We start from the raw sequence: 25722 nt of genomic DNA on the forward strand, positions 1-25722 counted from the left end.
TGGATCAGACAGTCTTTTAAGGGATTAATGCAAAAAGATATTTTGGCGCTGCTCATCTTTTTGCTGAATATATGAAGTGAGCTCAGCGGTTAAGTCAGATCTGAGGAAAGGCGTTATCAAGTAGATGCCGTTAAACAGCTCGCATGCCGTATCCAGCAGGGAGCGTGCAATCGCAAGGCCTTCCGCCTTTTGTTTTTCTTTATCTTCACCGGCACGGGCCATTTTTTCGCGAATCGTATCAGACAGCTTAATGCCGGGAATTTCATTATGGATGAATTCGGCATTCCGGCTGCTTGTCAGCGGCATGATGCCGATATAGACCGGCGTCTTCAGATGTTTTGTTTCGTTATGGATATCGACAAGCTGCTGCTCGGAATAGACAGGCTGAGAAACAAAATAATCTGCGCCGCAATCTATTTTTTTCTCAAGCCGTTTTACCGCTTTATCCAGATGGCGGACGTTAGGATTAAATGCGGCGGCAACTGAGAAATTCGTTTTCTTGCCGAGCGGTTTTCCAGATAGAGACAGACCTTCATTGAATTGTTTGATCAGCCTGATTAAATCAAAAGATGTTAAATCATATACAGACGTCGCACCAGGAAAATCCCCGATTTTAGAAGGGTCACCTGTAATCGCAAGCACGTCATTCAGCCCTAACGTATCAAGGCCCATTAAATGTGACTGTAAGCCGATAATGTTACGGTCACGGCAAGTAATATGGACAAGGGAACGCATATCGAGCTGCTGCTTGACAAGGGCGCCGCAGGCAACATTGCTGATCCGCGGGGTCGCCAGAGAATTGTCGGCGAGTGTCAGGGCATCGATTCCCGCTTCTTTTAATTCAGCAGCCGCCGATAGAAATTTGTCAAAGCTTAGTTTTTTCGGCGGGTCCAGTTCTACGATAATAGAGCGTTTTTTCGCCGCGATCTCATCCAGGCCGGGCTCGGTTCGCTCGTGATGAACAGAAATGAATTCTTTTGCCCGGGTTTTGACTTCTTTTTCCGTAATCGGAGCCAGCCCGCCAACCGCTTCCGCCATCGCCCTGATGTGATTCGGCGTTGTGCCGCAGCAGCCGCCGATAATCCGCGCACCTTGCTTACGGAATTCTGACGCGCTGTTTTGAAAATACGTGTCGTCTGTTTCATAGACGAGCCGTCCCTCTTCAAGCGAAGGAAGGCTGCTGTTCGGATAAACGGATAAGAATACGTCATCAAAAATCGGCACTTCGCTGAGCGCTTCAATCATGTGATAAGGGCCGAGGCGGCAGTTAATGCCGACAATATCAGCTCCGAGATCCGCAATCGAGCGCAATGCGTCAGAAAGCGGCGTTCCGTCCTGCAATACGCCTTGCTCGTGCATGGAGACATTGAGCATAATCGGAAGATCAGTCTCTTTGCGCGCGATTTTCAGCACTTCACGGGCTTCTTCCAAATCATAATACGTTTCTAACAGCAAGCCATCCGGCTCTTCATGCAGCAGCAGGTAAAGCTGCTCGCGGAAGCTGCGCTTAATTTCGTCAAGACTGTATGCGTTTTTATTAAATGTGCGTATGCCGCCCATCGTTCCAAGCACGTATGCATCGTCTGCTGAAGCCCGCGCGATCTTTACGGCCTCCTGATTCATTTTTTTGATGTCATCCTCAAGCCCGTGTCTGGATAATTTAATATAGTTGGCCCCGTACGTATTCGTTTGAATAATGTTGGCTCCCGCTTCAACGTACGCTTTATGTATGCGCTGAATTTCCTCCGGCTTTGAAATATTGAGCTCCTCAAAACACCTGTCAATGCCATAGGAGTAGAGGAGCGTCCCCATGGCGCCGTCACCGATTAACACCTGTCTTTGCAAATCTTCTAAAAGTCCCATTGTCTGCCTCCTTTATTCACATCAGCAAGGAAAAAAGAGAAATAAAAAAAGTCCTCTTAAGAAGAAGACTTTGTCAGTGATTTTGTCTCTTCTTATCTTCCAAGCTGTTCGAGCTTGCTGGATTTAGCACCTTGGTCATGGCTGATCGCCATTACACCGGTTGCTGAAGCTTCGTCGGGCCAGTCCCTCTGCTTCTCTTGATAAGAACGGATATGAAATTTTCGTGTCAGGAAGTGCCAAAAGATACCTGGCGTTTTTCCCTTTCTCCAAATTTACCGAAAATAAAGACAATAATCAATAGGAATCAGAAAATTTATCTGAAATTTATAAATTGAACGTCAACTGGCAAATCTGCTCCCCGCACAGCTGAGATAATCTGCTGCAGGTCATCTTTGTTTTTTCCGGTGACACGCACTTGATCATCCTGCACCTGAGACTTTACTTTCAGTCCGGAGTTTTTGATGATTGTATTGATTTTTTTTGCGTTGTCCTTGTCGATGCCTTGAACAAGCTTTGCACGCTGGCGCACCGTTCCGCCTGACGCGTTTTCAACCTTGCCGTAATCAATGTTTTTTGTCGGAACGTTTCGTTTAATCAATTTGCTGACCAGCACATCTTTCAGCTGGCTTAATTTGAATTCGTCATCGGAAACGAGGACCAGCTCCTCTTTATCTAAAGAAATGTCGCTTTTGCTGCCTTTAAAGTCATATCGGGTACTGATTTCCTTCAGTGCGATTTGGATTGCGTTTTGCACTTCAGGCAATTCCACCTTGGATACAATATCAAATGAACTTTCTTTTGCCATATGAAAACCTCCATAACATTTAACTTATGTGTTGATTATAGTAGAATAAAGAGAAACTTCCAACAGAACAAAGAATCAATTTGTGATGATTGGAAAAAATGTTAACAAAATCCGCAGAGATTAAGCGGAACAGGAAGGACGATAGCATGAGACCAGGGCAGCAATTAACCTTGAGTATAGATCACCAAACCGACTTCGGTTACTTTTTAACCGATGGGGAAGATACGATTCTCTTACATAACAGTGAAATGACTGAGGATATCGAGGACAGAGACGAAGTAGAAGTCTTTATATACGTCGACCAGCAGGAAAGGCTTGCGGCCACGATGAAAATTCCGGTCATCAGCGCGGATGAATATGGCTGGGTTGAAGTGGTGGATAAAGTGGAAGATATGGGCGTTTTCGTTGATGTCGGTTTATCGAAGGACGCACTAGTCGCAACTGAGCATTTGCCGCCGTACGAAGATGTCTGGCCGCAAAAAGGGGACAAACTTTACTGTATGCTGAAGGTGACGAACCGGGGGCGCATGTTTGCGAAACCAGCGCCGGAAGATATCATCAGCGAACTGTTTACCGACGCTTCAGAAGATCTGATGAATAAAGAGCTGACAGGTACGGTGTACAGGCTGATCGCATCGGGTTCATTCGTGATCACGGATGACGGTATCCGCTGTTTTATTCACCCGTCAGAAAGAAAAGAGGAGCCAAGACTGGGTTCAAGAGTCACAGGCCGGGTGATTCAAGTGAAAGAAGACGGTTCAGTCAACTTGTCGCTGCTTCCGAGAAAACAGGATGCAATGTCTGTTGATGCTGAGTGCATTCTAACGTATATGAGAACGAGAAACGGTGCCATGCCGTACAGTGACAAAAGCCAGCCTGACGATATCAGAGAACGTTTTAATATGAGCAAAGCCGCCTTTAAACGCGCACTGGGCCATTTGATGAAAAACGGAAAAGTGTATCAGGAAAATGGATGGACATACGAGAAAAAATAGCATGAAAACGGCTCGCCTGCAGCAGACTGCGGAGCGAGCCGTTTTTTTATGTTTAGTTTAATTCATCAACCAGCGTTCTGATTGCCATTTCGCGATCCACATTGTCTGAAATCGCAATCGGCGTAATATCAATGGCGAGAATGATCAGAATCAGGGCACCTGCTGCAGCAACATAAGAAACATAATAGAAATAGTTAGCGGTATCAACAGTGTTGACAAGCTCGGCCTGAACTCTGGATGTATCATCCTTGGAAGCGGCGATTTCCTTTGCAGCTTCTACTTTTTCATCAACGATTTGACCTGCTTTTTTCAGCAGTTCATCCACTTTCAATGCATCTTTGCTGTAAACAGCTTTCTTCAGGTTATCAAAAAAGTCAGCATCCTCTTTTTTAATATCAGCGACAACCTGATTGGCAAAAGCCTTTGCCTGTTTTGTGTTGAGTTTGTCTGTCATCGCTTTATTAAAGACCTCTGGAAGCTGTTTGCCAACTTCCCCTTGGGCAAACACAAAGCCTTTAAAAATTTCCTCACCTGAATACTCAAGCTGCTTTGCCTGTGCCACACTTTCTTGCTGCTTCACCAAAAACACAGTCGTCACCAATACAACCGACAAAAATACTAGAAACGCCTTCTTCAAACTGAAACCTCTCCCTTCTTGTGTTTTTTATTCCACAACAGTCTGCGAATATATGTAAATTGAATCGTGGAATCGATAGGAGTGAGATACAATATCAAAATGCCGGCCATGATAATGGAAAAACTGATAAGGCCTAGCATGACTGCAAAAATCTCATGCATAAAAACAGCGATGATCAAAATCAATCTCCAATGCTTCTTCGGCGCAAACAGCGCCGCGAAGATGACAATTTGAACCAGCAGCGTCCCCCATGTCGGAATCACCACGAACGGACTTGTTACAATTGGCTTCGTTAACGCCTGAAAAAAGCCGTTGAAGCCTATGGTTTTTTCCTGGGCGAAATAATAGACGGCCGTTCCGTCCACCCATTCCTGCTGAGACAGCTTAGCGACGGTAGAGTGAAAATAAAGCACCGCCACTTGGATTCTGATCACAAAATAAGAAATAAAAGCTGTTATTTTTCCAAGTGTTCTTTTGCCCTCTACAGGTCTCGTGCTCCAATGCCATTTTCTCGGATCGGTCAGCGTGATGGGAAGCAATAAAAAGGTCATGACGGCTGCTGCCTGCTCGCCTCCGTCGATGACGATCAGCGATGACTGCAGGCTGTAACTGACATACCAATGCAGAACCCCGGTGATTCTGGGGCGCCAGCCAATGACAACAAGCACCAGAATGACAATGCAGACCCACCTGAAAAGATTTAACATCATATAGTTATTTTCGCCGAGGCAAAAGAGACTGAGATTCATTTTACAAGCTGGATAGCTGCTGATCCCGCTGGCTGGCTTCATAATGAGGCTCGGGTGATTGATGAGCAGCGTCAGCAGGCTGGATAGCGCAATGATGCTTCGCGCGAGACCGTATACATTTGTCCACGGGTTTCTTTCGTCCCATCTGGTGATGGTCTGTTTTATGTTTTCGAGCATGAGATCACAACCTTGACTATGCTTTTTACCTGATAAGACGAAGGGGTGTATTTAGAATAGCTCCAAGGAACAATATCCTCTTTCGTCAAATAGTAGCTGCCACAAAGCAGCGGGCGGGGAGCGGGTGTTTTTAATTGCACGGTTTTGGCTTTGCTTTTGCATGCGCCGAGGTCCTTTTCTTTACATGCTGTCCACTGTTCCTTGCCGACTTGGCTGTAGATCACGCCCATTTCAACGCCTTGTGACCGCCCATACCGATACAGGCCGAATAGGTTGTCAGCCCTCATATTGGGCCATCTGACCTTGGCGCTGGCATTTTCAGCCTCATATAAGCCGATTGCAGTATCACGCGGATTTTTGCTGAAAAAGCCCCAGCCCTGAGGGAGGATGCTGGACATGAGAAATTTGGAGTCCTTTGTCAGCGGAATCGGGGTTGTCCCTAAGCTGCCAATAATAGAAAACAGAAATAGCGAACCCCAAAGGATTGAAAAAATGACAAAAAATGATATCGATTTCTGCATTCGACTGCTCCTTTTAACCTGAAGAATCGTTTTTACACTTTTCATAATATAAAAACATTTATGTAATAAAAAGGTTAAAAAGTATGAGAAATTCCATTTTTGTTAAAAGGAAAAACAGGACATTTTACACTGCTATATGTGATTGATATATAGTGTTTTTTTCGATATATTTAAACCATGAAAACGAATCAAGTTAATGACCGCTGGATTGTTCAATTTCGAAAAGGGATTTTCGAGCTGGCCATCCTATCCCTACTGCGTTCTAAACCGATGTACGGTTATGAGCTGACGTCATCCTTAAAAACCACCTCGGCGCTGGCTATTTCAGAGGGAGCGATTTATCCGATTCTGAAACGTATGACCGAGAAGGGATGGATCGAATTTTTTTGGGAAGATTCACTGGACGGCCCGAAAAGAAAGTATTACAAAATGACGCAAAAAGGAGAAGAAATGTTAAAAGAACGGCTGGAGAAATACCTTGAAACCCATCAAGCCTTACTGTCTTTATCGGGGGATTTGCTATGAATGGACAGCTTATCATTGACCGATACATGGAGGAACTAAATGCAGAGCTAGCGAATATGCCTGATGTAGAGAGAGAAAACGCTATCGACGAATTAAAGGGGCATATCACCGCTTTCGTTCAAGACAGAATCAAAGCCGGACTTAGTGAAGAGGAACTGCAGGAAGCTGTTGAATCTGAATTTTCTCATCCGAAGGAGCTTGCCGAATTGATGATGGGTGATGGGGGAGAGACGAAAAGGAGGAGGTCTTTATTGGGCAAAAGCTGGCTTTCGGTCCTTCTCATTGTCACGATTATCGCCCTGCCGCTGCTGCCGTCCGATTTCAGACATCTGCCGCTGGCTGTTTATTTAATGGTGCTCGCCGGATATGTATGGAAGCGGAAAAAATTGATGATGTTTGCAGGTGTCAGAAAAAACAAAATGCGCTCTCAAAAGGAGATTGTCAAGATTTCGCGAGTCGGTGCGGTTTATCTGCTGTTTTTAGCAGTGGTGCTTCTTTTGAGCCCGTTCCTCAATGCGCTTGTCGTCCTGCTGCTGATTGCAGTAAGCTGCGCCGCTTTTTTTCTTTTTCTTAACATCAAGTAATCTTGTAGGAGGCTGTAAGATGGAAATCAGCATTAATTATCTATTAATTGTCATCGCGCTTTTATTCTTTGTGGTTGCCTATTTTGTCGGAATCAAAAAACAAACCTGGATGCTGGCTGGGTTTAACGAGGCGCGTATACGGGATAAAGACCGGCTGGCCAGAATAGCAGGCTACTTTTTCTTGAATTCCGGTTTGTTCATATTGCTGAATAGTTTTATCTCATTTCAAGGTCAGGAGCAGCTCATGCCTCCGCTTATACTGGCATATGGAGCAGGGGTTATTATTTATGTCAATAAAAAATTAGTAGAGTAGAAAAAGAAGGGCAGAGCGAAATATCTCTGCCCTTCTTTTTTGGGAAAATAAGAACGAAGCACCACATACAAGTTTTTGTATTTTTGATAGGATGAAGAAAAATGGTGGATTCCAAAATAGGAAGGATGTGGTGTTTTGCGCAACCTGACCAAGACATCTCTATTACTGGCCGGCTTATGCACGGCGGCCCAAATGGTTTTTGTAACACATGCCTCAGCTGATCAAAGCATCAAATACGACCATACGTATCAAACCCCTTCATACATCATCGAAAAGTCACCGCAGAAGCCGGTACAAAACACAACCCAGAAAGAATCGCTATTTTCCTATCTTGACAAGCATCAAACGCAGTTTAAGCTCAAAGGGAATGCGAACAGCCATTTTCGTGTTTCGAAAACCATAAAGGATCCAAAGACAAAACAAACGTTTTTTAAATTAACTGAGGTTTACAAAGGAATTCCGATTTACGGCTTTGAACAAGCGGTCGCGATGAAGGAAAACAAACAAGTGAAAAGTTTCTTTGGAAAGGTGCATCCGCAAATCAAGGACGTCTCCATCACACCGTCTATTTCTGAGAAAAAAGCAATACATGCAGCAAGGCGTGAGCTCGAGGCTTCCATTGGAAAAATCGAATATCTTGATGGGGAACCAAAAGGCGAATTATATATCTATCCACACGACGGTGAATATGATCTCGCCTACCTTGTCAGACTCTCGACATCTGAACCTGAGCCTGGCTATTGGCATTATTTCATCGATGCCAAAAACGGAAAGGTCATTGAGTCCTTTAATGCCATTCATGAAGCGGCAGGTACAGGAATCGGCGTGTCAGGTGATGAAAAAAGCTTTGACGTCACAGAACAAAATGGGCGCTTTTATTTGGCTGACGAAACAAGGGGAAAAGGGATCAATACATTTGACGCGAAGAACCTGAACGAAACCTTGTTTACGCTTTTGTCTCAACTGATCGGGTATACGGGCAAAGAAATAGTCAGCGGCACGTCCGTATTTAATGAACCTGCGGCTGTAGACGCACACGCAAATGCGCAAGCCGTTTACGATTATTACAGCAAGACATTTGGCCGTGATTCTTTTGATCAAAACGGAGCAAGGATTACGTCTACCGTGCATGTCGGCAAACAATGGAACAATGCTGCGTGGAATGGTGTCCAGATGGTATACGGAGATGGAGACGGTTCGAAATTTAAGCCGCTGTCTGGATCGCTCGACATTGTCGCGCATGAAATCACACACGCGGTCACACAGTATTCCGCCGGTCTTTTATATCAAGGAGAACCCGGTGCATTAAATGAGTCCATTTCTGACATTATGGGCGCGATGGCTGACCGTGATGATTGGGAGATCGGCGAAGATGTCTATACTCCTGATATTGCAGGAGATTCATTGCGGTCATTGGAGGACCCATCTAAGCAGGGAAATCCAGATCATTACTCGAACCGCTACACAGGAACAGAGGATTATGGCGGAGTCCATATCAATTCGTCCATTCACAATAAAGCAGCTTATCTTCTTGCAGAAGGAGGCGTGCACCACGGTGTACAGGTTGAAGGGATTGGGCGTGAAGCAAGTGAACAAATTTACTATCGGGCTTTAACATATTATGTAACGGCATCTACAGATTTCAGCATGATGAAGCAAGCGGCGATTGAAGCTGCCAATGATTTATACGGTGAAGGCTCGAAGCAATCAGCTTCAGTCGAAAAGGCGTATGAGGCTGTCGGCATTCTATGAGCAAACAAAAACAGTCAGGACACAGAGTCTGACTGTTTTTGTTTGCTCATTTTCTTAAAAAGAATATCGCCAATGTACCTGGACCGGCATGCGAGCCGATTGCTGAACTGATTGGATGCATAATGATTTCTTTCGGCTTGAACGCTTCCTCAATCAGGTGTTTCATGTCCGTGGCTTTTTCTTTGTTCGCGGCGTAGCTGATCCCGACGGTTTGATTGCTCCAATCATCCCCGCGCTCTTTCATAAGCTCGATGATCCGTTTGAAAAGTTTCTTCTGTCCGCGAATTTTTTCCAGAGGCACAAGCTTGCCGTCCTCCATCTGAAGCAGCGGTTTAATATTCAACAGGCCGCCGACAAAAGCGGACGTTTTGGATATCCGGCCGCCCCTCGCGAGATATGTTAAATCATCAACGGTAAAAATGTGTTCAAGCTGGCTGCAAAAGTTCTTTACAGACGTTTCAATTTCTTGTATTGTATTCCCGTTGATACAGAGATCGGCAGCATGCCGGACAGCCAGACCGTATCCTAATGAAGCGCATTTGGAATCAATGACCCGCAAATCGAAATCGGGGAATTCCTCCTTCACTTCATTGGCGATCATTACAGCTGTCTGATACGTGCCGGAGAGACCTGAGGAAAAGGCAATGTAAAGAGCGGGATCACCTGTTTCGGCATATTGCAAAAACACATTTTTAATCGTTTGCGGTGAGGCTTGGGACGTCTTAGGCGTTTCTCCATTTTGCATCGCTTCAAATATTTGATCCGCATGAATTGTGACTGCATCTTCGAATTCTTTATCGCCGAGAGAAACCCTGAGCGGAATAAAGCCAATGCCTTTTTCTTCAAAATAAGAACGAGGCAAATCAGTGGCGCTGTCAGCGATGAGATGAACTGTCATATTGCTTCCCTTCTTTCCGTTATCGCTCGTTATCATGAGAGTTAAGCCAACTATATCATATTAATTTGCCAAAATCGTGTTCAAATATTTGTTTTAAGGGAAAACATAATAAAGAAGAAAGAGCGGAGGAACATGCCATGGTACTAGATCAAACAAAAAAATTACTCATCGTCATCATCGGCGCTTTACTCAATGCTGCCGGGCTGAACTTATTTTTGATACCTGCAGATGTATATGCCAGCGGATTTACAGGTGTTGCCCAGCTTTTATCAAGCGTCGTTGATCAATATGCCCCCTTTTACATATCGACGGGAACGCTCTTGTTCCTCTTAAACATTCCGGTCGGTATTTTAGGATGGCTGAAGGTCGGCAAATCGTTTACAGTGTACAGCATTTTAAGTGTCGCACTCACTACTCTGTTTATGGGGATCCTGCCGGAAACAAGCCTGTCACATGACATTTTGCTGAACGCGGTGTTCGGCGGCGTCATTTCCGCAGTCGGTATCGGCTTAACATTAAAATACGGAGCTTCGACAGGCGGGCTTGATATCGTCGCCATGGTACTTGCAAAGTGGAAGGATAAACCCGTCGGCACGTATTTCTTCATTCTGAACGGGATTATCATCTTGACGGCAGGATTATTGCAAGGTTGGGAGAAAGCATTATATACCCTGGTTACGCTGTATGTGACAACGAGGGTGATCGACGCCATTCACACTCGCCACATGAAGCTCACGGCAATGATCGTGACGAAAAAAGCGGACGAAATCAAGGAAGCCATTTACGGAAAAATGGTGCGCGGCATCACAACTGTTCCGGCAAAAGGAGCTTTTACGAACGAACAGAAAGAAATGATGATTATCGTCATCACGAGGTATGAACTGTACGATTTAGAAAAGATCGTCAAAGAAGTTGATCCGAAAGCATTTACGAACATCGTTCAAACGACAGGGATTTTTGGTTTCTTTAGAAAAGACTGACGAAAGCAGGTGGAAGTCGTGAAACGGCTGCTTGTGATGCTCCTCCCCGTGCTGCTTTTGATAGGCTGCGGGAAAGATGAGCAGACAGAACCCGATAAGGAGGTATCAGGCGGAATGGAGAATCAAGAGGTTGTTTTATCTATTGACGCAATTCAGGAGCCTGAACAAATCAAGTTTAACATGTCGCTGAAGAACCAAAGCGAACGTGCTATTGAGTTTCAATTCAGCACAGGGCAAAAATTTGAACTTGTCGTGTATGATTCTGAGCACAAAGAAAGATACCGTTATTCGAAAGACAAAATGTTTACGCAGGCTTTTCAAAACCTGACGCTTGAATCTGGAGAAACATATGATTTCTCTGATGTGTGGAAGGAAGTCCCGGAGCCCGGAACCTATGAGGTAAAGGTGACATTTAAGGGCAGGGCGGAAAATCTCAAGCAGGTTCAGGCTGTTCAGCAATTTGAAGTCAAATAAGAGGCTATGGCGAGTCGCCATAGCCTTTTTTTATTGGAGTTTGTCCAGCTGATTTTGAAATTGATGCAGCTGTTGACGTTCCGCATCTGTCGAATTGGCATACGCAGAAGATACAGCATTTTTGGCTCTCAGAATCGCTTGCTCCTGATCGCCTTCCTCAAAGCCGTTTGTCACCATGACCGCCTGTTGAACAAATGATTTTGCCTGCTGAAACAGTTCATTTCTCATTTAATATTCAACCTGGCTTTCGGCCGAGTCTCGTGCCGCGGCATGCTGGTGAGCTTCTTCTAAAGTAGACCGATATGGAAATCTTGCGGCGTGTAGCCCGATGGAGTCTTTACCCTGCTGAATAAACCTTCTGGATTTGCTTCGTTTACCCATTTTGAGACTGCCCCCTTCCATACTTTGACGAGATGAGTCGTCTTCAATAGTATGGTGGGGCAAAGTAAGGTTTATGAGTGGGAAAAATTAATACGGACCTTCTTTAAAGTGAGAAATATTCTTTCAAAAACCTTGCAACGCCGTCCTCTTCATTTGTAGCCGTTGTTCGGTTGGCAATCTGCTTGACCGCGTCAATTCCATTTCCCATTGCAACGCCGCAGCCTGCAAATTCAAGCATTTCCAAATCGTTATCCTCATCCCCGAAAGCAATGATCCGCTCCCTCGGCACGCCGTAATAATCGCTGATTTTCTGCAGGCCGACCGCTTTATTCATGCCGCTTTTGATAATTTCAATGACATGCCACGGTGCGGCCCATCTTCTATGGTCGATCACCTCGGCATGCACATCCGATAAATAAGAGCGTATTGCCGGCACATCCTCTTCCTTTGCATGTATGAGTACAGACGTCACATCTTCACCAAGATTTTCCCTCAAGTCTCCGACCGTTACATTTGTTGTGTTCATGTTAAAGGCATCTATCAGGTGCTCATCATGGTAATGAAAGTATACGTCGTCAATCACTTCAGCAAGCACGTTATGTACGTTGTAGCTCTCGCTGATATCCACGAGCTGTTTGACAATATCAAGCGGCAGTGAAGTATGATACCGTCCCCAGCTGTCGTCTTGCGGATGATGGACAAATGCTCCGTTAAAATTGACAATTGGCGTTGTCAGCTTCATCTGCTGGTAGTACATGGAACTTGAACGATACGGACGGCCTGTTGAGATGCAGACATAATGCCCGTCATCTTTTAGGCGCTGTATCGTCTGAAGGGTGTTTTCAGATATGGTTTTATCATCCTTTAATAATGTTCCATCTAAATCTAATGCGATTAAATAGGGTTTTGTCTCCATGAAAAGCTCCTTTAACCTTAGATTTTGCTTGTTTTGCCTTACTTACAGTGTAGCTTTTTACCATCTTTATTGTCTACATGTTACACTTATGATTATGGTTATCCTAAGGAGGGGCACATTGTGATACAAATTGAGAATCAAACCGTTTCCGGTATTCCGTTTTTACATATTGTAAAGGAAGAGAACAGGCACCGCGCTGTTCCTCTCGTGATCTTTATACATGGTTTTACAAGCGCGAAGGAACACAACCTTCATATTGCTTATCTGCTTGCGGAGAAGGGTTTTAGAGCCGTTCTGCCGGAGGCTTTGCACCATGGGGAACGGGGAGAAGAAATGGCTGTCGAAGAGCTGGCGGGGCATTTTTGGGATATCGTCCTTAACGAGATTGAAGAGATCGGCGTACTTAAAAACCATTTTGAAAAAGAGGGCCTGATAGACGGCGGCCGCATCGGTCTCGCAGGCACGTCAATGGGCGGCATCACAACGCTTGGCGCTTTGACTGCATATGATTGGATAAAAGCCGGCGTCAGCCTGATGGGAAGCCCCAATTACGTGGAGCTGTTTCAGCAGCAGATTGACCATATTCAATCTCAGGGCATTGAAATCGATGTGCCGGAAGAGAAGGTACAGCAGCTGATGAAACGTCTCGAATTGCGGGATCTCAGCCTTCAGCCGGAGAGACTGCAACAGCGCCCGCTTTTATTTTGGCACGGCGCAAAAGATAAGGTCGTGCCTTACGCGCCGACCCGGAAATTTTATGACACGATCAAATCCCATTACAGCGAGCAGCCGGAACGCCTGCAATTTATCGGAGATGAAAACGCTGACCATAAAGTCCCGCGGGCAGCTGTGTTAAAAACGATTGAATGGTTTGAAACGTACTTATAAAGCACGAAGTTATTAACAAGAGCTGAATTTACGTTATACTGTAGAAAAAAGGGGTGAGGGAACGTGGAAGAAGCATTAAAAGAAAACATCATGGGCGCCCTGGAACAGGTTGTCGATCCTGAGCTTGGCGTTGATATCGTGAACCTTGGTTTGGTATACGATGTTGACATGGATGAAGACGGCTTAACGCACGTGACGATGACACTGACATCAATGGGATGCCCTTTAGCGCCGATTATCGTGGATGAGGTGAAAAAAGCATTAGCGGACCTTCCTGAAGTGAAAGACACAGAGGTTCACATTGTATGGAATCCGCCTTGGACTAGGGATAAAATGTCCAGATACGCAAAAATTGCGCTTGGCATTCAATAAAACAAAAGAGGACAGCCTGACATGTGAGGCTGTCCTTTTTTACAGCTGAAAGGAGTGAAAGGAAATGATGTACCTGCTGGCAGTTTTATGCCCGCCGCTTGCTGTTTTGTTTTCGGGAAAACCGTTTCAGGCCTTGCTGAATCTCATATTGACCTGTATCTTTTGGCTGCCGGGCGCGATTCACGCCTGCTTTATCGTCGCCGACCGCCGTGCCGAAAAACGGGCAAGAAGATAATTTGGAAAAATGAGGACGCAGTCATGGTATAATGGTCATAAAAAACAGCAGGGAGAGCACTATGAAAAAGAAATTGCTTGCATTCGCGCTTTGTACTGGCGCGTATGCGGCCCTGTTTGCGTACTCTGTGAACTCAGAGCAAAAAACAGCCACAAGCGAGATGACGGATGTCAGCCGCCTGATGCCTGTAAAAATAAAGCAGACAGTGAAAGGGCAGGAAGAGGAAACGCTCATTGACACAGTCAAAGAGGCAAATCGAAAAAACATAAAAATTTCAATCGCCGGGGCCCAGCACTCCATGGGCGGCCATACATATTATGAGGACGGCATCGTTCTCGACATGACGGGCTACAACAAAATCCTGTCACTCGATCAAGAGAAGAAAACCATCAGGGTGCAAAGCGGTGCAACGTGGAATGATATCCAGAAATACGTGAATCCATACGGACTCGCGGTAAAAGTCATGCAGTCACAAAACATTTTTACAATCGGCGGATCTCTCAGCGCAAATGCACACGGGCGTGATATTCGCTACGGCTCGCTGATTGATACAGTCAAATCATTCCGGCTTTTAAAAGCTGACGGGACGATTATCACTGTCACTCCAAAAGATGATTTGTTTACGGCGGTCATCGGAGGGTACGGCCTTTTTGGCGTGATTCTTGATGTAACGCTTGAGCTGACAGATGATGAGCTGTATGTCATGAAGACAGAAAAAATGAATTACAGCACATACGCAGACTATTTTTCAAAGCATGTAAAAGGAAATCCAGATGTCCGAATGCATCTGGCGCGAATTTCAACAGCGAAAAAAGGATTTCTGAAAGACATGTATGTCACAAATTACGTATTGGCTGATCATCAGGATCAACTGCCATCATACAGCGATCTCAAAGAAGATGAGTATACGGGAGCCACAAAGTTTGCACTCGGTTTGTCAAGACGGTATGAATGGGGCAGGAATTGGCTGTGGGACACACAGCAATCCTATTTCCTGAGCCAAAACGGCACAGAGATTTCACGCAATAACGTCATGCGGTCCGAATCAAAGTTTCTTGAGTATGAAAACAATGACAACACAGATGTTTTGCAAGAATACTTTGTGCCCGTGAAGGAGTATGGGTCCTATATTGATGACCTGAGACAAACGCTGTCGGACGAAGATCTGAACCTGCTGAACATTACGATCCGCTACGTGCAGAAAAATGAAAAGGCCGACCTTTCCTATGCGAAGGACGATATGTTTTCGCTCGTGCTATTAATAAACGAGGGCTTTTCAAAAGAAGACCAGGCAGATACTGCCCGAATCATCAGGCGCATGACAGACGTTGCCATCAAGCACGGCGGCAGCTATTATCTGCCTTATATGACCTACCAGACAAAAGAGCAAATGAGACAGGCATATCCGAAAAGTGAAGCGTTTTTTCAGAAAAAACGAACCTATGACCCGGATGAGCGCTTTATGAATTACTTTTATCAGAGGTATAAATAATGGGGAAAAACAAATTAAAATGGCTGACATTATCACAAAGCAGCGTGTTTTTCGCAAGCAGCTTAATCTTTCCGTTTTATATTCTGTTTGTGAAAAATATCGGCTCAAGCTACACACAGTTCGGTTTTTCCTACGGATTGTTCGGGTTGAGCGGAGCGCTCATTTACCCGCTCCTCGGACGGCTGTCTGAAAGGTTTGACAGCCGTTATTTTCTGCTTCTGAACTCGTGGGGGATGGCTGTTCTGCTTTTATATGTCCCGCATATCGGAAGCGTCGTTCAAGTGTATATCGTCCAAGTGCTGTTAGGGCTCTTTGGAGCGATGCAAAAGCATGGAGAAAAAGTGCTGATCGCTAATTTTACAGACAGCGGAGAGCGTGGAAAGAAGATTGGAAATTACCATTTTTGGACAGCTGTCTTTTCAGCAGCAGCCATTATGCTCGGGGGCTTTCTCGCTGACTTTTTTACAGTGCAAATGATTTTTTATGCAAGCTCTATTCTATATTTTTTGAGTGGATTGATGATGATGAAAACAGGCTGACGCGGTCAGCCTGTTTTTTTATGCGGCTGAAAAGCGGTGCTGCATCAACGTTTTTGTGCTGGAGTTGTGCTGATTTTTTTGAGCGGAATTTCCATTGAACAGAAAATTTATAAATGAATAAAAATATTAAATATACGATTGAATTAATTTTTATTCATGTTATAATGTTAAATAATTTCACAAAGACCAAGAGGGTGAACTTGTTTTGAAAATAGGAATTGTAGGTGCTACAGGATATGGAGGCACCGAACTTGTCAGGATTCTCTCGCATCATCCTCATGCAGAGGAATGCATACTTTATTCATCTAGCGGAGAAGGGAATGTCTATAGCGAGGGTTATCCTCATCTTACCGACTTAGCGGATCAGAAGCTGAAGCCGATTGATATGAATACGATCAAACACGAAATAGATATCATGTTTCTCGCTGCGCCGCCCGGAGTCTCAAGTGAATTGACTCCAAAGCTGGCAGATGCGGGAATTCCGGTTATTGATCTGTCAGGTGATCTTAGGATACAAGAACCGGCTGAATATGAAAAATGGTATAAACGGACAGCGGCACCGAAGGCGGTGATTCAAGAGGCGGTATACGGTCTGGCAGAACTGAATCAACAGCAAATTCAACAGGCGAAACTCATTGCCAATCCAGGCTGTTTTCCAACAGCTGTTTTGCTTGGCCTCGCACCATTGGCTCAAAAGAAACTGCTCGATGAATCTTTTGTTATCGTTGACGCGAAGACCGGTGTTTCCGGAGCGGGAAGAAAAGCATCCATGGGAACTCATTTTTCTGAGCTGAACGACAATTTTAAAATTTATAAAGTCAATGAACATCAGCACACGCCGGAAATTGAGCAGGCGCTGAATGAATGGCAGCCAGGTCTCGGGCCCATTACATTTTCGGCTCACTTGGTTCCGATGACAAGGGGCATCATGGCGACGATGTATACCAGATTAACCTGTGACCTATCCGCAGATGGCCTGCATGATTTATATTCGGAATTTTACCAAGATTCATATTTTGTGAGAGTGAGGCCAAAAGGTCAGTACCCGCAAACGAAAGAAGTGTACGGCAGCAATTTCTGTGATATCGCCGTGACCCTCGATGAGAGAACGAACAGAGTCACGATCGTCTCGGTAATCGATAATTTAATGAAGGGTGCCGCCGGTCAGGCAGTGCAAAACTTTAATTTGATGAATGGCTGGAATGAAGAAACTGGGCTCACCATCACGCCAATTTATCCATAGAACGGGAGAGAATCGAACCATGATTCAGTTAAGTGAAGATCAAATTGTAAAAGTAACAGGTGATGTATCCTCGCCAAAAGGGTTTCAGGCAAAGGGTGTGCATTGCGGACTGCGCTACTCGAAAAAAGACCTCGGCGTCATTATCAGCGAGACACCGGCCGTGAGTGCAGCGGTTTATACCCAAAGCCACTTTCAGGCTGCTCCGATCAAAGTGACACAAGACAGCTTAAAGCACGGACCGACACTGAAAGCCGTCATCGTCAACAGTGCCATTGCCAATGCCTGCACGGGAGAACAAGGCCTAAAGGACGCATACACAATGCGGGAGAGCTTTGCTTCACAGCTTGGCATTGAGCCGGAGCTTGTCGCTGTTTCATCAACGGGTGTCATCGGCGAGCATTTAGACATGGAAAAAATCCACGCGGGGATCGAGCTGCTGAAAGAAACACCTGCGGGATCAGGCGATTTTGAGGAAGCGATCTTAACAACAGATACGGTGATTAAGCAGACGTGCTATGAGCTGGCAATCGGCGGCAAAACAGTCACGATCGGCGGAGCGGCCAAAGGCTCAGGGATGATACATCCGAACATGGCCACGATGCTGGGATTTGTGACAACTGACGCGGCAATTGAAGAAAAAGCGCTGCAAAAGGCGCTTCGGGAAATCACTGACGTTTCATTTAACCAAATCACAGTTGACGGAGAAACATCCACGAACGACATGGTATTAGTTATGGCGAATGGCTGCGCCGAAAACGAGTGCCTGACAGAAGACCATCCAGACTGGCCGGTCTTTAAAAAAGCGCTCTTGCTCACTTGTGAGGATCTGGCTAAAGAGATTGCCAGAGACGGAGAAGGCGCGACAAAACTAATTGAAGCCCAAGTACAGGGAGCGAAAAACAATCTTGATGCAAACGTCATTGCCAAAAAGATTGTTGGCTCAAATCTTGTAAAAACGGCAGTATACGGAACAGATGCCAACTGGGGGCGGATCATCGGAGCCATCGGACACTCCGCAGCACAGGTGACTGCAGAAGAAGTAGAGGTTTATCTTGGCGGCCAATGCCTGTTTAAGAATAACGAACCTCAGCCATTCTCTGAATCTATCGCCAAGGAATACCTTGAAGGAGATGAAATCACCATTGTCATCAAGATGGATGAAGGGGACGGAAACGGGAGAGCGTGGGGCTGTGACCTGACCTATGACTATATCAAAATTAACGCGAGCTATCGCACGTAATAAAGGGGAGCGAAATGAAGAAAACAATCGTTTTTAAATGCGGGGGAAGTGTCATCCGTGAGCTGTCGGAGGAATTTTTTCAAAATCTGAAAGAGCTGATGGCATCAGGCTGGAAGCTGGCGATCGTACATGGCGGGGGACCGGAAATCACAAATATGCTGAAACGGTTAAATATCAAGACAGAGTTTTCGGGCGGACAGAGGAAAACAACGAAGCCGGTGCTGGAAGTGGCGGAAATGGTTTTATCCGGTTCTGTCAATAAATTTTTCGTTGCTGAGCTTGCCAAACACGGACTGCGAGCCGCAGGCATTTCTGGTAAGGATGGAGGTCTTTTGGAGGCTGATTATCTAGATCCGGAAACATACGGAGAAGTGGGAGAAATCAAAAAAGTCGATGCGTCCATGGTGAACGCGCTGATGGAAAATGGCATCATCCCCGTTATTGCGCCGCTGTCTATGACAAGCGACTGCAAAACGCTGAATGTAAATGCTGATCTGGCTGCTTCAGCAGTCGCCGGAGCGCTTGAAGCCGATAAGCTGATGTTCGTCACGGATGTCGATGGAATCATGAAGGAAAAGCAGCGTCTGGACGTCCTGACCCCTAAGGAGATTCAGATGCTGATCAAGCAGGAAGTGATCACCGGAGGGATGATCCCGAAGGTCAATTCAGCCTTGTCAGCTTTATCAGATCAGGTGTCTGAAGTCATGATCGTAAACGGAAAAGGATCATTCTTCGCAGAACAAACCTTTCAAGGGACAAAAATCGTCAAAGCAAAGGAGGCTGTTTCATGAGCAGCTTGTTTCAAACCTACGGCCGTTGGGATATTGACATCAAAAAAGCAAAGGGAACGTACGTTGAGGATCAAAACGGCAAATCATACCTTGATTTCATTCAGGGGATTGCGGTATCAAATCTAGGACACTGCCATGAAGCGGTGACAGAAGCAGTCAAAAAACAGCTTGACAGCGTATGGCACGTATCCAACCTGTTTCAAAACAGTCTCCAAGAGCAAGCAGCGCAGAAGCTGGCGGCGCATAGTGCAGGAGATCTTGTCTTTTTCTGCAACAGCGGCGCGGAGGCGAATGAAGGTGCGATAAAGCTTGCCCGAAAAGCAACTGGAAAAACAAAAATCATCACTTTTCTTCAGTCGTTCCATGGCCGCACGTATGCAGGGATGGCTGCGACCGGACAGGATAAAATCAAAACAGGCTTCGGCCCGATGCTTGAAGGCTTTCACTACCTGCCATACAATGATCCTTCTGCTTTTAAAGCTCTTGGGGAGGAAGGCGATATTGCCGCGGTGATGCTTGAAACAGTGCAGGGAGAAGGAGGAGTCAATCCGGCGAGTGCTGAATTTTTATCAGCCGTACAGTCGTTTTGCAAGGAAAAGCAAGCCCTTCTCATCATTGATGAAATCCAGACCGGCATCGGACGGACGGGAAAAGGCTTCGCATATGAGCACTTCGGACTCTCACCGGATATCATCACAGTCGCCAAAGGATTGGGAAACGGCTTTCCGGTCGGCGCTGTCATCGGAAAAAAACAGCTTGGAGAAGCGTTTACCCCTGGTTCTCACGGAACGACTTTCGGAGGAAACATGCTGGCGATGGCTGCTGTGAATGCCACATTGCAAATTGTATTCCAGCCTGACTTTTTGCAAGAGGCTGCTGACAAAGGAGCGTTTTTAAAAGGACAGCTTGAGGCAGAGCTAAAGAGCCCTTTTGTTAAACAAATCCGAGGTAAAGGATTAATGCTTGGAATTGAGTGTGATGGCCCGGTTGCTGACATTATTGCTGAATTGCAGACATTAGGCTTGCTTGTATTGCCGGCCGGCCCGAACGTGATTCGGCTGCTGCCGCCGCTCACCGTGACTAAGGATGAAATAGCAGAAGCCGTCAGCAAGCTGAAACAGGCAATCGCTCATCATTCCGCTGTAAACCAGTGATTTTTTTTCGATATAAAGGCATAAAAATTCATTTTTATAATTAATTATTCATCAAGAGGTGGGCTGTTAGATGGAAGGTTATTTAGTGTTAGAAGATGGGACATCGTTCAGCGGCGAGCTGGACGGTCATGAAAACTGTACGGGAGAAGCTGTTTTTTTCACAGGAATGACAGGCTACCAGGAAGTGCTGACAGATCCATCGTATAAGGGACAGATTATTGTATTTACCTACCCGCTGATTGGCAACTACGGCATAAATGAAAAGGATTTTGAAAGCAAGAAACCGCAAGTAAAAGCAGCGGTTGTCTATGAGGCGTGTGATCACTTTTCTCATTATGAAGCGGTATACAGCCTCAAGGAGTATTTACAGAAATGGAACATTCCGCTGTTAACCCATGTTGATACGAGGGCTGTCGTGAAGAAAATCCGGGCAAACGGGACGATGGGTGCAACAGTCACAGCCTCTAAAGAAGGAGCTGAGATGGCCCTTCAACCAGAGAATGTGGCAGAGCAGGCTTCAGCCCAGGAAATCAGCACATTCGGCGACGGGAATAAACACATCGCTCTCATTGATTTTGGCTATAAAAAGTCAATCGCATCATCACTTGTCAAAAGAGGCTGCAAGGTTACTGTGGTGCCATACCAGCAAATGGAGGCCGTATACAACATCAAACCCGATGGCATTGTGCTATCGAACGGACCTGGAGATCCGAAAGCAATCCAGCCATATTTAGGAAAGATCAAAAGCATCATCAGCCGCTTTCCGACTCTCGGCATTTGTCTCGGACATCAGCTGATCGCGCTCGCGTTCGGAGGGAATACTTTTAAGCTGCCATTCGGACACAGGGGAGCTAATCATCCGGTCATCGACCGTGAGACGAAACGGGTCTTTATGACAAGCCAAAACCACAGCTATGTGGTTGATGAACAGTCGATTAATGCAGAAGAGCTCACGATCAGGTTTCATCATGTCAATGATACGTCAGTTGAAGGGCTTGCCCATAAAAAACTGCCTGTCATGAGTGTTCAATTCCACCCGGAAGCCCATCCCGGACCTGCGGAAAGCGAATGGATTTTTGATGATTATTTAAAGAATGTGATACCAGCAAGGAGAGAAATCGCGCATGCCTAAAGACACCAGTATTTCAAGCATATTAGTAATCGGCTCAGGCCCGATCATCATCGGGCAGGCGGCAGAATTTGATTATTCAGGCACTCAAGGGTGCATCGCGCTGAAGGAGGAGGGCTACCGGGTGATTCTCGTCAACAGCAATCCGGCGACAATTATGACTGATGAAGCCTTCGCTGATGAAATTTATTTTGAGCCTCTGACAGCAGAAAGCCTGACAGCCATCATTAAGAAAGAACGGCCTGATGGGCTTCTTGCCAATTTAGGCGGTCAGACCGCGTTGAATTTAGCGGTGGAGCTTGAAGAAACGGGTGTTTTAAAGGAGCACGGCGTCAAGCTTCTCGGCACATCCGTTGAAACGATACAAAAAGGAGAAGACCGGGAAAAATTCCGTTCGTTAATGAATGAATTAAAACAGCCCGTGCCGGAGAGTGAAATTGTTGATAACGAGGCCGATGCCCTCCATTTTGCGGAATCCATCGGTTTTCCTGTTATTATCAGACCGGCTTACACATTAGGCGGAAAGGGCGGAGGAATCGCCCCTGATAAAGAAGCCTTTACAGCTATGATTAAGCAGGCGCTATTAGCAAGTCCGATCAATCAATGCCTTGTCGAAAAAAGCATTGCCGGCTTTAAAGAAATTGAATATGAAGTCATGCGTGACAGCAATAACACATGCATTACCGTCTGCAATATGGAAAATATCGATCCGGTCGGCGTGCATACAGGTGACTCTATCGTTGTGGCGCCGTCACAAACATTGACAGACGAAGACTATCAAATGCTGCGGACAGTAAGTCTGACGATCATCTCAGCACTTGATGTTGTAGGCGGCTGCAACATTCAATTCGCGCTTGATCCATTCAGCAAGCAATATTACGTCATTGAAGTGAATCCGCGTGTAAGCCGGTCATCGGCTCTCGCATCTAAAGCGACCGGTTATCCGATTGCGAAGATGGCCGCGAAACTGGCAGTCGGATACACCCTTGACGAGCTGAAAAATCCGCTCACAGGCTCGACTTACGCAAGCTTTGAACCGGCACTGGACTATGTGATCGTCAAATTTCCGCGTTGGCCGTTTGATAAATTCAAAAACGCAGACCGCAAGCTTGGCACAAAAATGAAAGCCACCGGTGAAGTGATGGCGATTGAACGGAATTTAGAAGCGGCGATACAAAAGGCAGCCGCCTCGCTTGAATTAAAAAATATCGGGACACACCTTCCAGAGCTCAGCGGCTTTTCAATTGATACGCTATGGGATTTGGCAATCACTCCGGATGACCGCAGATTTTTCGTTGTCATGGAGCTGTTGAGCCGCCGCGTCTCGATTGATGACATCCATGAAAAAACAAAAATTGATCCGTTTTTCCTTCATACCTTTGACAACATCATCAAATTGGAAAACCGCCTGATGGAAGCAGGGAGCGATCTCTCTTTTGAATTATTGAAGAAAGCAAAGGAAAAGGGATTCTCAGACACAACGATTGCCTCGCTGATCGGCAAAACAGAAGAAGAGGTGCGCGCGCTTCGCAAGGAGATGGGCATTACGCCTTCCTTTAAAATCGTAGATACATGCGCGGCAGAGTTTGATGCGAAAACAAACTATTTTTACTCCACATATTTCGGAGAGACCGATGGAGACATCAGCCGCAAAGAGAAAAAACGCGCGCTCATTATCGGATCAGGACCGATTCGGATCGGCCAAGGCGTTGAATTTGATTATAGTGCTGTTCACGGTGTGCTGACACTGCAAGAGCTTGGGTTCGAAACCATCATGATTAACAATAACCCGGAAACGGTCAGCACCGATTATGAAATTGCGGACCGCCTGTATTTTGAACCGATGACAACGGAGCATATTGTAAACGTGGCGGAGCAGGAAAATATTGATTTTGCAATTGTGCAATTCGGCGGCCAAACTGCAATCAATGCTGCTGAAGCGCTCGAGAAAGCCGGCATTACTCTTCTTGGCACATCATTTCAAACGCTCGACGTGTTAGAGGATCGGGATCAATTCTATCAGCTTCTTGACGAGCTGGGATTGAAGCACGCAAAAGGAGAAATTGCTTATACAAAAGAAGAAGCCGCTTCAAAAGCGAGTGAGATCGGCTATCCGGTGTTAATCCGCCCATCTTACGTTATCGGCGGAATGGGCATGATCATTGTTGACTCGCAAGACCAGCTTACTCAGCTGCTGAATGATGAGGACAGCATGCCATACCCGATTTTAATTGATCAGTATGTGTCTGGAAAGGAAGTCGAAATTGATTTGATTTCCGACGGCGAGGATGTCTTTATCCCGACATATACCGAGCATATTGAACGGGCAGGTGTCCATTCAGGGGACAGCTTTGCCATTCTTCCCGGACCGTCCATCACGAGCGGGCTGCAGCAGGGCATGAAAGATGCGGCACAAAAAATTGCCCGAAAACTTTCATTTAAAGGCATCATGAACATTCAATTTGTGATCGACAATGGAAACATACTCGTTCTTGAAGTGAATCCGAGAGCGAGCCGCACGGTTCCTGTCGTCAGCAAAGTAATGGGCGTTCCGATGATTCCGCTCGCCACACGTCTGCTGGCGGGAGCGTCCTTAAAAGATCTAAATCCGGCAGTTCAAAATCATCATGGAGTTGCCGTGAAGTTCCCTGTTTTTTCTTCTCATGCGATCCAGGATGTGGATGTCAAGCTTGGGCCGGAAATGAAATCAACGGGAGAAGGCATGTGTGTCGCATATGATTCTAACAGCGCCTTGAAAAAAATCTATACAAGAGTCTGGAGTCAAAAAGGAAGCATTTATTTGCAAAACGTTCCGGAAGATGTGAAGGAGTTAGCAGAAAACGCAGGTTTTACAATTCATGAAGGGACATTTGCCTCATGGATGGAACAGGAAGGAAAATCGCTCCACATCAATCTGAGCGGTTCTGAAGAAGCACGCAAAGAACGTTTGGAAGCCATGACGCACGGCATCCCCGTCTTTACAGAAGAAGAAACCGTGCGGGCGTTTTTACAAAGCGGTTCAGGCCATCCGCAGCCTGTATCTCTCAAAGACCTCTATAAAAAGGAAGTGGCAACATGCACACAGTGACGCTAACCAGTTTATACGGAAAAGATTTATTAACGTTAAAGGACCTTAGTGAAGAGGATATAAACGCCTTGCTCGCAGAAGCCGGTGAGCTGAAACAAAACAAAATTCAGCCTATATTCCATGGCAAAACCTTGGCGATGATTTTTGAAAAATCATCAACGCGGACCCGTGTTTCATTTGAAGCGGGCATGGCGCAGCTGGGCGGGAACGCCCTCTTTCTAAGCCAGAAAGATCTGCAGCTGGGGCGCGGTGAGACTGTCGCTGATACGGCAAAAGTGCTGTCAGGCTATGTGGATGCCATCATGATCCGGACCTTTGAACATGAAAAGGTGGAGGAACTTGCCAAAGAAGCTGACATTCCGGTGATCAATGGACTTACCGATAAATACCACCCATGCCAGGCGCTGGCGGATCTCTTGACAATTAAGGAGATAAAAGGGAAGCTTAAAGGCGTAAAAGTCGCATACATCGGTGACGGAAATAACGTGGCGCACTCCTTGATGATCGGCTGCGCGAAAATGGGCTGTGATATCTCGATCGCTTCACCAAAGGGATATGAAGTGTTAGATGAGGCAGCTGAAGCGGCAAAGGCATATGCACTTCAATCCGGCTCTTCTGTCACGCTGACAGATGATCCGATTGAAGCTGTAAAAGACGCGGACGTGATTTATGCTGATGTGTTTACAAGCATGGGGCAGGAAGCGGAAGAGCAAGAACGTCTTGCTGTCTTTGCGCCTTATCAGGTGAATGCGGCGCTAGTCAGCCATGCCAAGCCTGACTATACATTTTTACATTGTCTCCCTGCGCATCGTGAGGAAGAAGTGACTGCGGAGATTATTGACGGGCCGAATTCTGCAGTGTTCCAGCAGGCGGAAAACCGTCTTCATGTGCAAAAAGCACTGCTGAAGGCCATTTTATATAAAGGGGAATCATCAAAAAACTGCTGAGCCAAACTCAGCAGTTTTTTTGATGGCAACATAT

General features: G+C 45.9%; 28 protein-coding genes and 1 riboswitch. Of the genes, 19 read left to right on the top strand and 9 right to left on the bottom strand.

What is annotated here, in order from left to right; translation table 11 throughout:
- Positions 1–24: 24 nt before the first annotated feature.
- Positions 25–1863: a bifunctional homocysteine S-methyltransferase/methylenetetrahydrofolate reductase gene (locus tag CW370_RS01240; protein ID WP_024572208.1), complete on the bottom strand. Its 1839-nt coding sequence runs from the start codon at positions 1861–1863 to the stop codon at positions 25–27.
- An 89-nt stretch (positions 1864–1952) separates the two neighbouring features.
- Positions 1953–2070, bottom strand: a riboswitch (SAM riboswitch).
- A gap of 106 nt (positions 2071–2176) precedes the next feature.
- Complete coding sequence (locus CW370_RS01245; RefSeq protein ID WP_024572207.1) at positions 2177–2668, bottom strand: YajQ family cyclic di-GMP-binding protein; 492 nt, start codon at positions 2666–2668, stop codon at positions 2177–2179.
- 98 nt (positions 2669–2766) lie between these two features.
- Here CW370_RS01245 and CW370_RS01250 point away from each other — a divergent pair, with 98 nt between their 5' ends.
- Positions 2767–3663: a CvfB family protein gene (locus tag CW370_RS01250; protein WP_080262610.1), complete on the top strand. Its 897-nt coding sequence runs from the start codon at positions 2767–2769 to the stop codon at positions 3661–3663.
- Between the two features lie 52 nt (positions 3664–3715).
- Here CW370_RS01250 and CW370_RS01255 read toward each other — a convergent pair whose 3' ends face one another.
- From CW370_RS01255 to CW370_RS01265, 3 genes are read right to left on the bottom strand one after another with little or no spacing between them, the layout of a single operon-like run.
- A complete protein-coding gene (locus tag CW370_RS01255) occupies positions 3716–4300 on the bottom strand; it encodes a sporulation delaying protein family toxin (RefSeq protein ID WP_024572205.1) in 585 nt (194 codons plus the stop codon).
- A complete protein-coding gene (locus CW370_RS01260; RefSeq protein WP_024572204.1) occupies positions 4297–5226 on the bottom strand; it encodes a sporulation-delaying protein SdpB family protein in 930 nt (309 codons plus the stop codon). The genes CW370_RS01255 and CW370_RS01260 overlap by 4 nt, the downstream gene beginning before the upstream one ends.
- Positions 5211–5747, bottom strand: a complete 537-nt coding sequence (locus tag CW370_RS01265) for an SdpA family antimicrobial peptide system protein (protein ID WP_003245405.1) — start codon at positions 5745–5747, stop codon at positions 5211–5213. The genes CW370_RS01260 and CW370_RS01265 overlap by 16 nt, the downstream gene beginning before the upstream one ends.
- A gap of 177 nt (positions 5748–5924) precedes the next feature.
- Between CW370_RS01265 and CW370_RS01270 the strand changes: the two genes are divergently transcribed.
- The 4 genes from CW370_RS01270 to nprB all read left to right on the top strand — a co-directional run bounded on the left by CW370_RS01270 (position 5925) and on the right by nprB (position 8921).
- On the top strand, positions 5925–6272 hold the full coding sequence (locus CW370_RS01270) for a PadR family transcriptional regulator (RefSeq protein ID WP_003245674.1): 348 nt from the start codon (positions 5925–5927) through the stop codon (positions 6270–6272).
- The gene (locus tag CW370_RS01275) at positions 6269–6856 is read left to right on the top strand and encodes an HAAS signaling domain-containing protein (RefSeq protein ID WP_041345500.1); all 588 of its coding nucleotides are present in this window, start codon (positions 6269–6271) and stop codon (positions 6854–6856) included. The genes CW370_RS01270 and CW370_RS01275 overlap by 4 nt, the downstream gene beginning before the upstream one ends.
- Before the next feature lie 19 nt (positions 6857–6875).
- On the top strand, positions 6876–7169 hold the full coding sequence (locus tag CW370_RS01280; RefSeq protein WP_015252381.1) for a DUF3784 domain-containing protein: 294 nt from the start codon (positions 6876–6878) through the stop codon (positions 7167–7169).
- 135 nt (positions 7170–7304) lie between these two features.
- Complete coding sequence (gene nprB, locus CW370_RS01285; RefSeq protein WP_029946353.1) at positions 7305–8921, top strand: neutral protease NprB; 1617 nt, start codon at positions 7305–7307, stop codon at positions 8919–8921.
- Between the two features lie 46 nt (positions 8922–8967).
- Here nprB and CW370_RS01290 read toward each other — a convergent pair whose 3' ends face one another.
- The gene (locus tag CW370_RS01290) at positions 8968–9819 is read right to left on the bottom strand and encodes a DegV family protein (protein WP_003245785.1); all 852 of its coding nucleotides are present in this window, start codon (positions 9817–9819) and stop codon (positions 8968–8970) included.
- A 137-nt stretch (positions 9820–9956) separates the two neighbouring features.
- Here CW370_RS01290 and CW370_RS01295 point away from each other — a divergent pair, with 137 nt between their 5' ends.
- Positions 9957–10799, top strand: a complete 843-nt coding sequence (locus CW370_RS01295; protein WP_003245017.1) for a YitT family protein — start codon at positions 9957–9959, stop codon at positions 10797–10799.
- Positions 10800–10817: 18 nt separating this feature from the next.
- On the top strand, positions 10818–11273 hold the full coding sequence (locus tag CW370_RS01300; protein ID WP_014479419.1) for a BsuPI-related putative proteinase inhibitor: 456 nt from the start codon (positions 10818–10820) through the stop codon (positions 11271–11273).
- 30 nt (positions 11274–11303) lie between these two features.
- On the opposite strand, the gene CW370_RS01305 is transcribed toward CW370_RS01300, so the two are convergent.
- From CW370_RS01305 to yitU, 3 genes are all read right to left on the bottom strand, one after another.
- Positions 11304–11501, bottom strand: coding sequence for a DUF3813 domain-containing protein (locus CW370_RS01305; RefSeq protein ID WP_003245613.1), 198 nt, complete (start codon positions 11499–11501; stop codon positions 11304–11306).
- Positions 11502–11654 carry a hypothetical protein gene (locus CW370_RS21390; protein WP_017695668.1) on the bottom strand — a complete coding sequence of 51 codons (153 nt, stop codon included), beginning with the start codon at positions 11652–11654 and terminating at the stop codon, positions 11502–11504.
- 103 nt (positions 11655–11757) lie between these two features.
- On the bottom strand, positions 11758–12570 hold the full coding sequence (gene yitU / locus CW370_RS01310) for a 5-amino-6-(5-phospho-D-ribitylamino)uracil phosphatase YitU (protein ID WP_024571954.1): 813 nt from the start codon (positions 12568–12570) through the stop codon (positions 11758–11760).
- A 120-nt stretch (positions 12571–12690) separates the two neighbouring features.
- On the opposite strand from yitU, the gene CW370_RS01315 reads away from it, so the two are divergent.
- The 12 genes from CW370_RS01315 (at position 12691) to argF (ending at position 25688) form a co-directional block, all read left to right on the top strand.
- Entirely contained in the window at positions 12691–13458 is a 768-nt protein-coding gene (locus CW370_RS01315; RefSeq protein WP_017695670.1) for a prolyl oligopeptidase family serine peptidase, read from the top strand.
- 63 nt (positions 13459–13521) lie between these two features.
- Positions 13522–13830, top strand: a complete 309-nt coding sequence (locus tag CW370_RS01320; RefSeq protein ID WP_014479422.1) for a metal-sulfur cluster assembly factor — start codon at positions 13522–13524, stop codon at positions 13828–13830.
- A gap of 64 nt (positions 13831–13894) precedes the next feature.
- Positions 13895–14065 (top strand): YqaE/Pmp3 family membrane protein, encoded by a 171-nt coding sequence (locus CW370_RS01325; protein ID WP_003232996.1) that lies wholly within the window; start codon positions 13895–13897, stop codon positions 14063–14065.
- A gap of 61 nt (positions 14066–14126) precedes the next feature.
- Complete coding sequence (locus tag CW370_RS01330) at positions 14127–15557, top strand: FAD-binding oxidoreductase (RefSeq protein WP_029946354.1); 1431 nt, start codon at positions 14127–14129, stop codon at positions 15555–15557.
- Positions 15557–16096, top strand: a complete 540-nt coding sequence (locus tag CW370_RS01335) for an MFS transporter (RefSeq protein WP_003232993.1) — start codon at positions 15557–15559, stop codon at positions 16094–16096. Before CW370_RS01330 ends, CW370_RS01335 begins: the two co-directional genes overlap by 1 nt.
- A gap of 205 nt (positions 16097–16301) precedes the next feature.
- Positions 16302–17339 carry an N-acetyl-gamma-glutamyl-phosphate reductase gene (gene argC, locus CW370_RS01340; RefSeq protein WP_024571948.1) on the top strand — a complete coding sequence of 346 codons (1038 nt, stop codon included), beginning with the start codon at positions 16302–16304 and terminating at the stop codon, positions 17337–17339.
- Between the two features lie 19 nt (positions 17340–17358).
- Complete coding sequence (gene argJ, locus CW370_RS01345) at positions 17359–18579, top strand: bifunctional ornithine acetyltransferase/N-acetylglutamate synthase (protein WP_024571947.1); 1221 nt, start codon at positions 17359–17361, stop codon at positions 18577–18579.
- Between the two features lie 14 nt (positions 18580–18593).
- Complete coding sequence (argB, locus tag CW370_RS01350) at positions 18594–19370, top strand: acetylglutamate kinase (protein WP_014476417.1); 777 nt, start codon at positions 18594–18596, stop codon at positions 19368–19370.
- The gene (locus CW370_RS01355; RefSeq protein ID WP_024571946.1) at positions 19367–20524 is read left to right on the top strand and encodes an acetylornithine transaminase; all 1158 of its coding nucleotides are present in this window, start codon (positions 19367–19369) and stop codon (positions 20522–20524) included. The genes argB and CW370_RS01355 overlap by 4 nt, the downstream gene beginning before the upstream one ends.
- 70 nt (positions 20525–20594) lie before the next feature.
- The gene (locus CW370_RS01360; RefSeq protein ID WP_024571945.1) at positions 20595–21656 is read left to right on the top strand and encodes a carbamoyl phosphate synthase small subunit; all 1062 of its coding nucleotides are present in this window, start codon (positions 20595–20597) and stop codon (positions 21654–21656) included.
- Complete coding sequence (locus CW370_RS01365; RefSeq protein ID WP_024571944.1) at positions 21649–24741, top strand: carbamoyl phosphate synthase large subunit; 3093 nt, start codon at positions 21649–21651, stop codon at positions 24739–24741. The genes CW370_RS01360 and CW370_RS01365 overlap by 8 nt, the downstream gene beginning before the upstream one ends.
- Complete coding sequence (argF, locus tag CW370_RS01370) at positions 24729–25688, top strand: ornithine carbamoyltransferase (protein ID WP_101169458.1); 960 nt, start codon at positions 24729–24731, stop codon at positions 25686–25688. The genes CW370_RS01365 and argF overlap by 13 nt, the downstream gene beginning before the upstream one ends.
- The last annotated feature ends 34 nt before the right edge of the window (positions 25689–25722 follow it).

This window comes from Bacillus sp. SN32, from assembly GCF_002837495.1.
GTDB classification, from domain to species: Bacteria; Bacillota; Bacilli; order Bacillales; family Bacillaceae; genus Bacillus; species Bacillus subtilis.

Excerpts from the sequence above, each read along its gene's own strand:
- CW370_RS01240 (WP_024572208.1), bottom strand. The coding sequence starts at position 1,863 with ATGGGACTTTTAGAAGATTTGCAAAGACAGGTGTTAATCGGTGACGGC.
- CW370_RS01245 (WP_024572207.1), bottom strand. The coding sequence starts at position 2,668 with ATGGCAAAAGAAAGTTCATTTGATATTGTATCCAAGGTGGAATTGCCT.
- CW370_RS01250 (WP_080262610.1), top strand. The coding sequence starts at position 2,767 with ATGTTAACAAAATCCGCAGAGATTAAGCGGAACAGGAAGGACGATAGC.
- CW370_RS01260 (WP_024572204.1), bottom strand. The coding sequence starts at position 5,226 with ATGCTCGAAAACATAAAACAGACCATCACCAGATGGGACGAAAGAAAC.
- CW370_RS01265 (WP_003245405.1), bottom strand. The coding sequence starts at position 5,747 with ATGCAGAAATCGATATCATTTTTTGTCATTTTTTCAATCCTTTGGGGT.
- CW370_RS01270 (WP_003245674.1), top strand. The coding sequence starts at position 5,925 with ATGAAAACGAATCAAGTTAATGACCGCTGGATTGTTCAATTTCGAAAA.
- CW370_RS01275 (WP_041345500.1), top strand. The coding sequence starts at position 6,269 with ATGAATGGACAGCTTATCATTGACCGATACATGGAGGAACTAAATGCA.
- CW370_RS01280 (WP_015252381.1), top strand. The coding sequence starts at position 6,876 with ATGGAAATCAGCATTAATTATCTATTAATTGTCATCGCGCTTTTATTC.
- CW370_RS01290 (WP_003245785.1), bottom strand. The coding sequence starts at position 9,819 with ATGACAGTTCATCTCATCGCTGACAGCGCCACTGATTTGCCTCGTTCT.
- CW370_RS01295 (WP_003245017.1), top strand. The coding sequence starts at position 9,957 with ATGGTACTAGATCAAACAAAAAAATTACTCATCGTCATCATCGGCGCT.
- CW370_RS01305 (WP_003245613.1), bottom strand. The coding sequence starts at position 11,501 with ATGAGAAATGAACTGTTTCAGCAGGCAAAATCATTTGTTCAACAGGCG.
- CW370_RS21390 (WP_017695668.1), bottom strand. The coding sequence starts at position 11,654 with ATGGGTAAACGAAGCAAATCCAGAAGGTTTATTCAGCAGGGTAAAGAC.
- yitU (WP_024571954.1), bottom strand. The coding sequence starts at position 12,570 with ATGGAGACAAAACCCTATTTAATCGCATTAGATTTAGATGGAACATTA.
- CW370_RS01325 (WP_003232996.1), top strand. The coding sequence starts at position 13,895 with ATGATGTACCTGCTGGCAGTTTTATGCCCGCCGCTTGCTGTTTTGTTT.
- CW370_RS01330 (WP_029946354.1), top strand. The coding sequence starts at position 14,127 with ATGAAAAAGAAATTGCTTGCATTCGCGCTTTGTACTGGCGCGTATGCG.
- CW370_RS01335 (WP_003232993.1), top strand. The coding sequence starts at position 15,557 with ATGGGGAAAAACAAATTAAAATGGCTGACATTATCACAAAGCAGCGTG.
- argJ (WP_024571947.1), top strand. The coding sequence starts at position 17,359 with ATGATTCAGTTAAGTGAAGATCAAATTGTAAAAGTAACAGGTGATGTA.
- argB (WP_014476417.1), top strand. The coding sequence starts at position 18,594 with ATGAAGAAAACAATCGTTTTTAAATGCGGGGGAAGTGTCATCCGTGAG.
- CW370_RS01355 (WP_024571946.1), top strand. The coding sequence starts at position 19,367 with ATGAGCAGCTTGTTTCAAACCTACGGCCGTTGGGATATTGACATCAAA.
- CW370_RS01360 (WP_024571945.1), top strand. The coding sequence starts at position 20,595 with ATGGAAGGTTATTTAGTGTTAGAAGATGGGACATCGTTCAGCGGCGAG.
- CW370_RS01365 (WP_024571944.1), top strand. The coding sequence starts at position 21,649 with ATGCCTAAAGACACCAGTATTTCAAGCATATTAGTAATCGGCTCAGGC.
- argF (WP_101169458.1), top strand. The coding sequence starts at position 24,729 with ATGCACACAGTGACGCTAACCAGTTTATACGGAAAAGATTTATTAACG.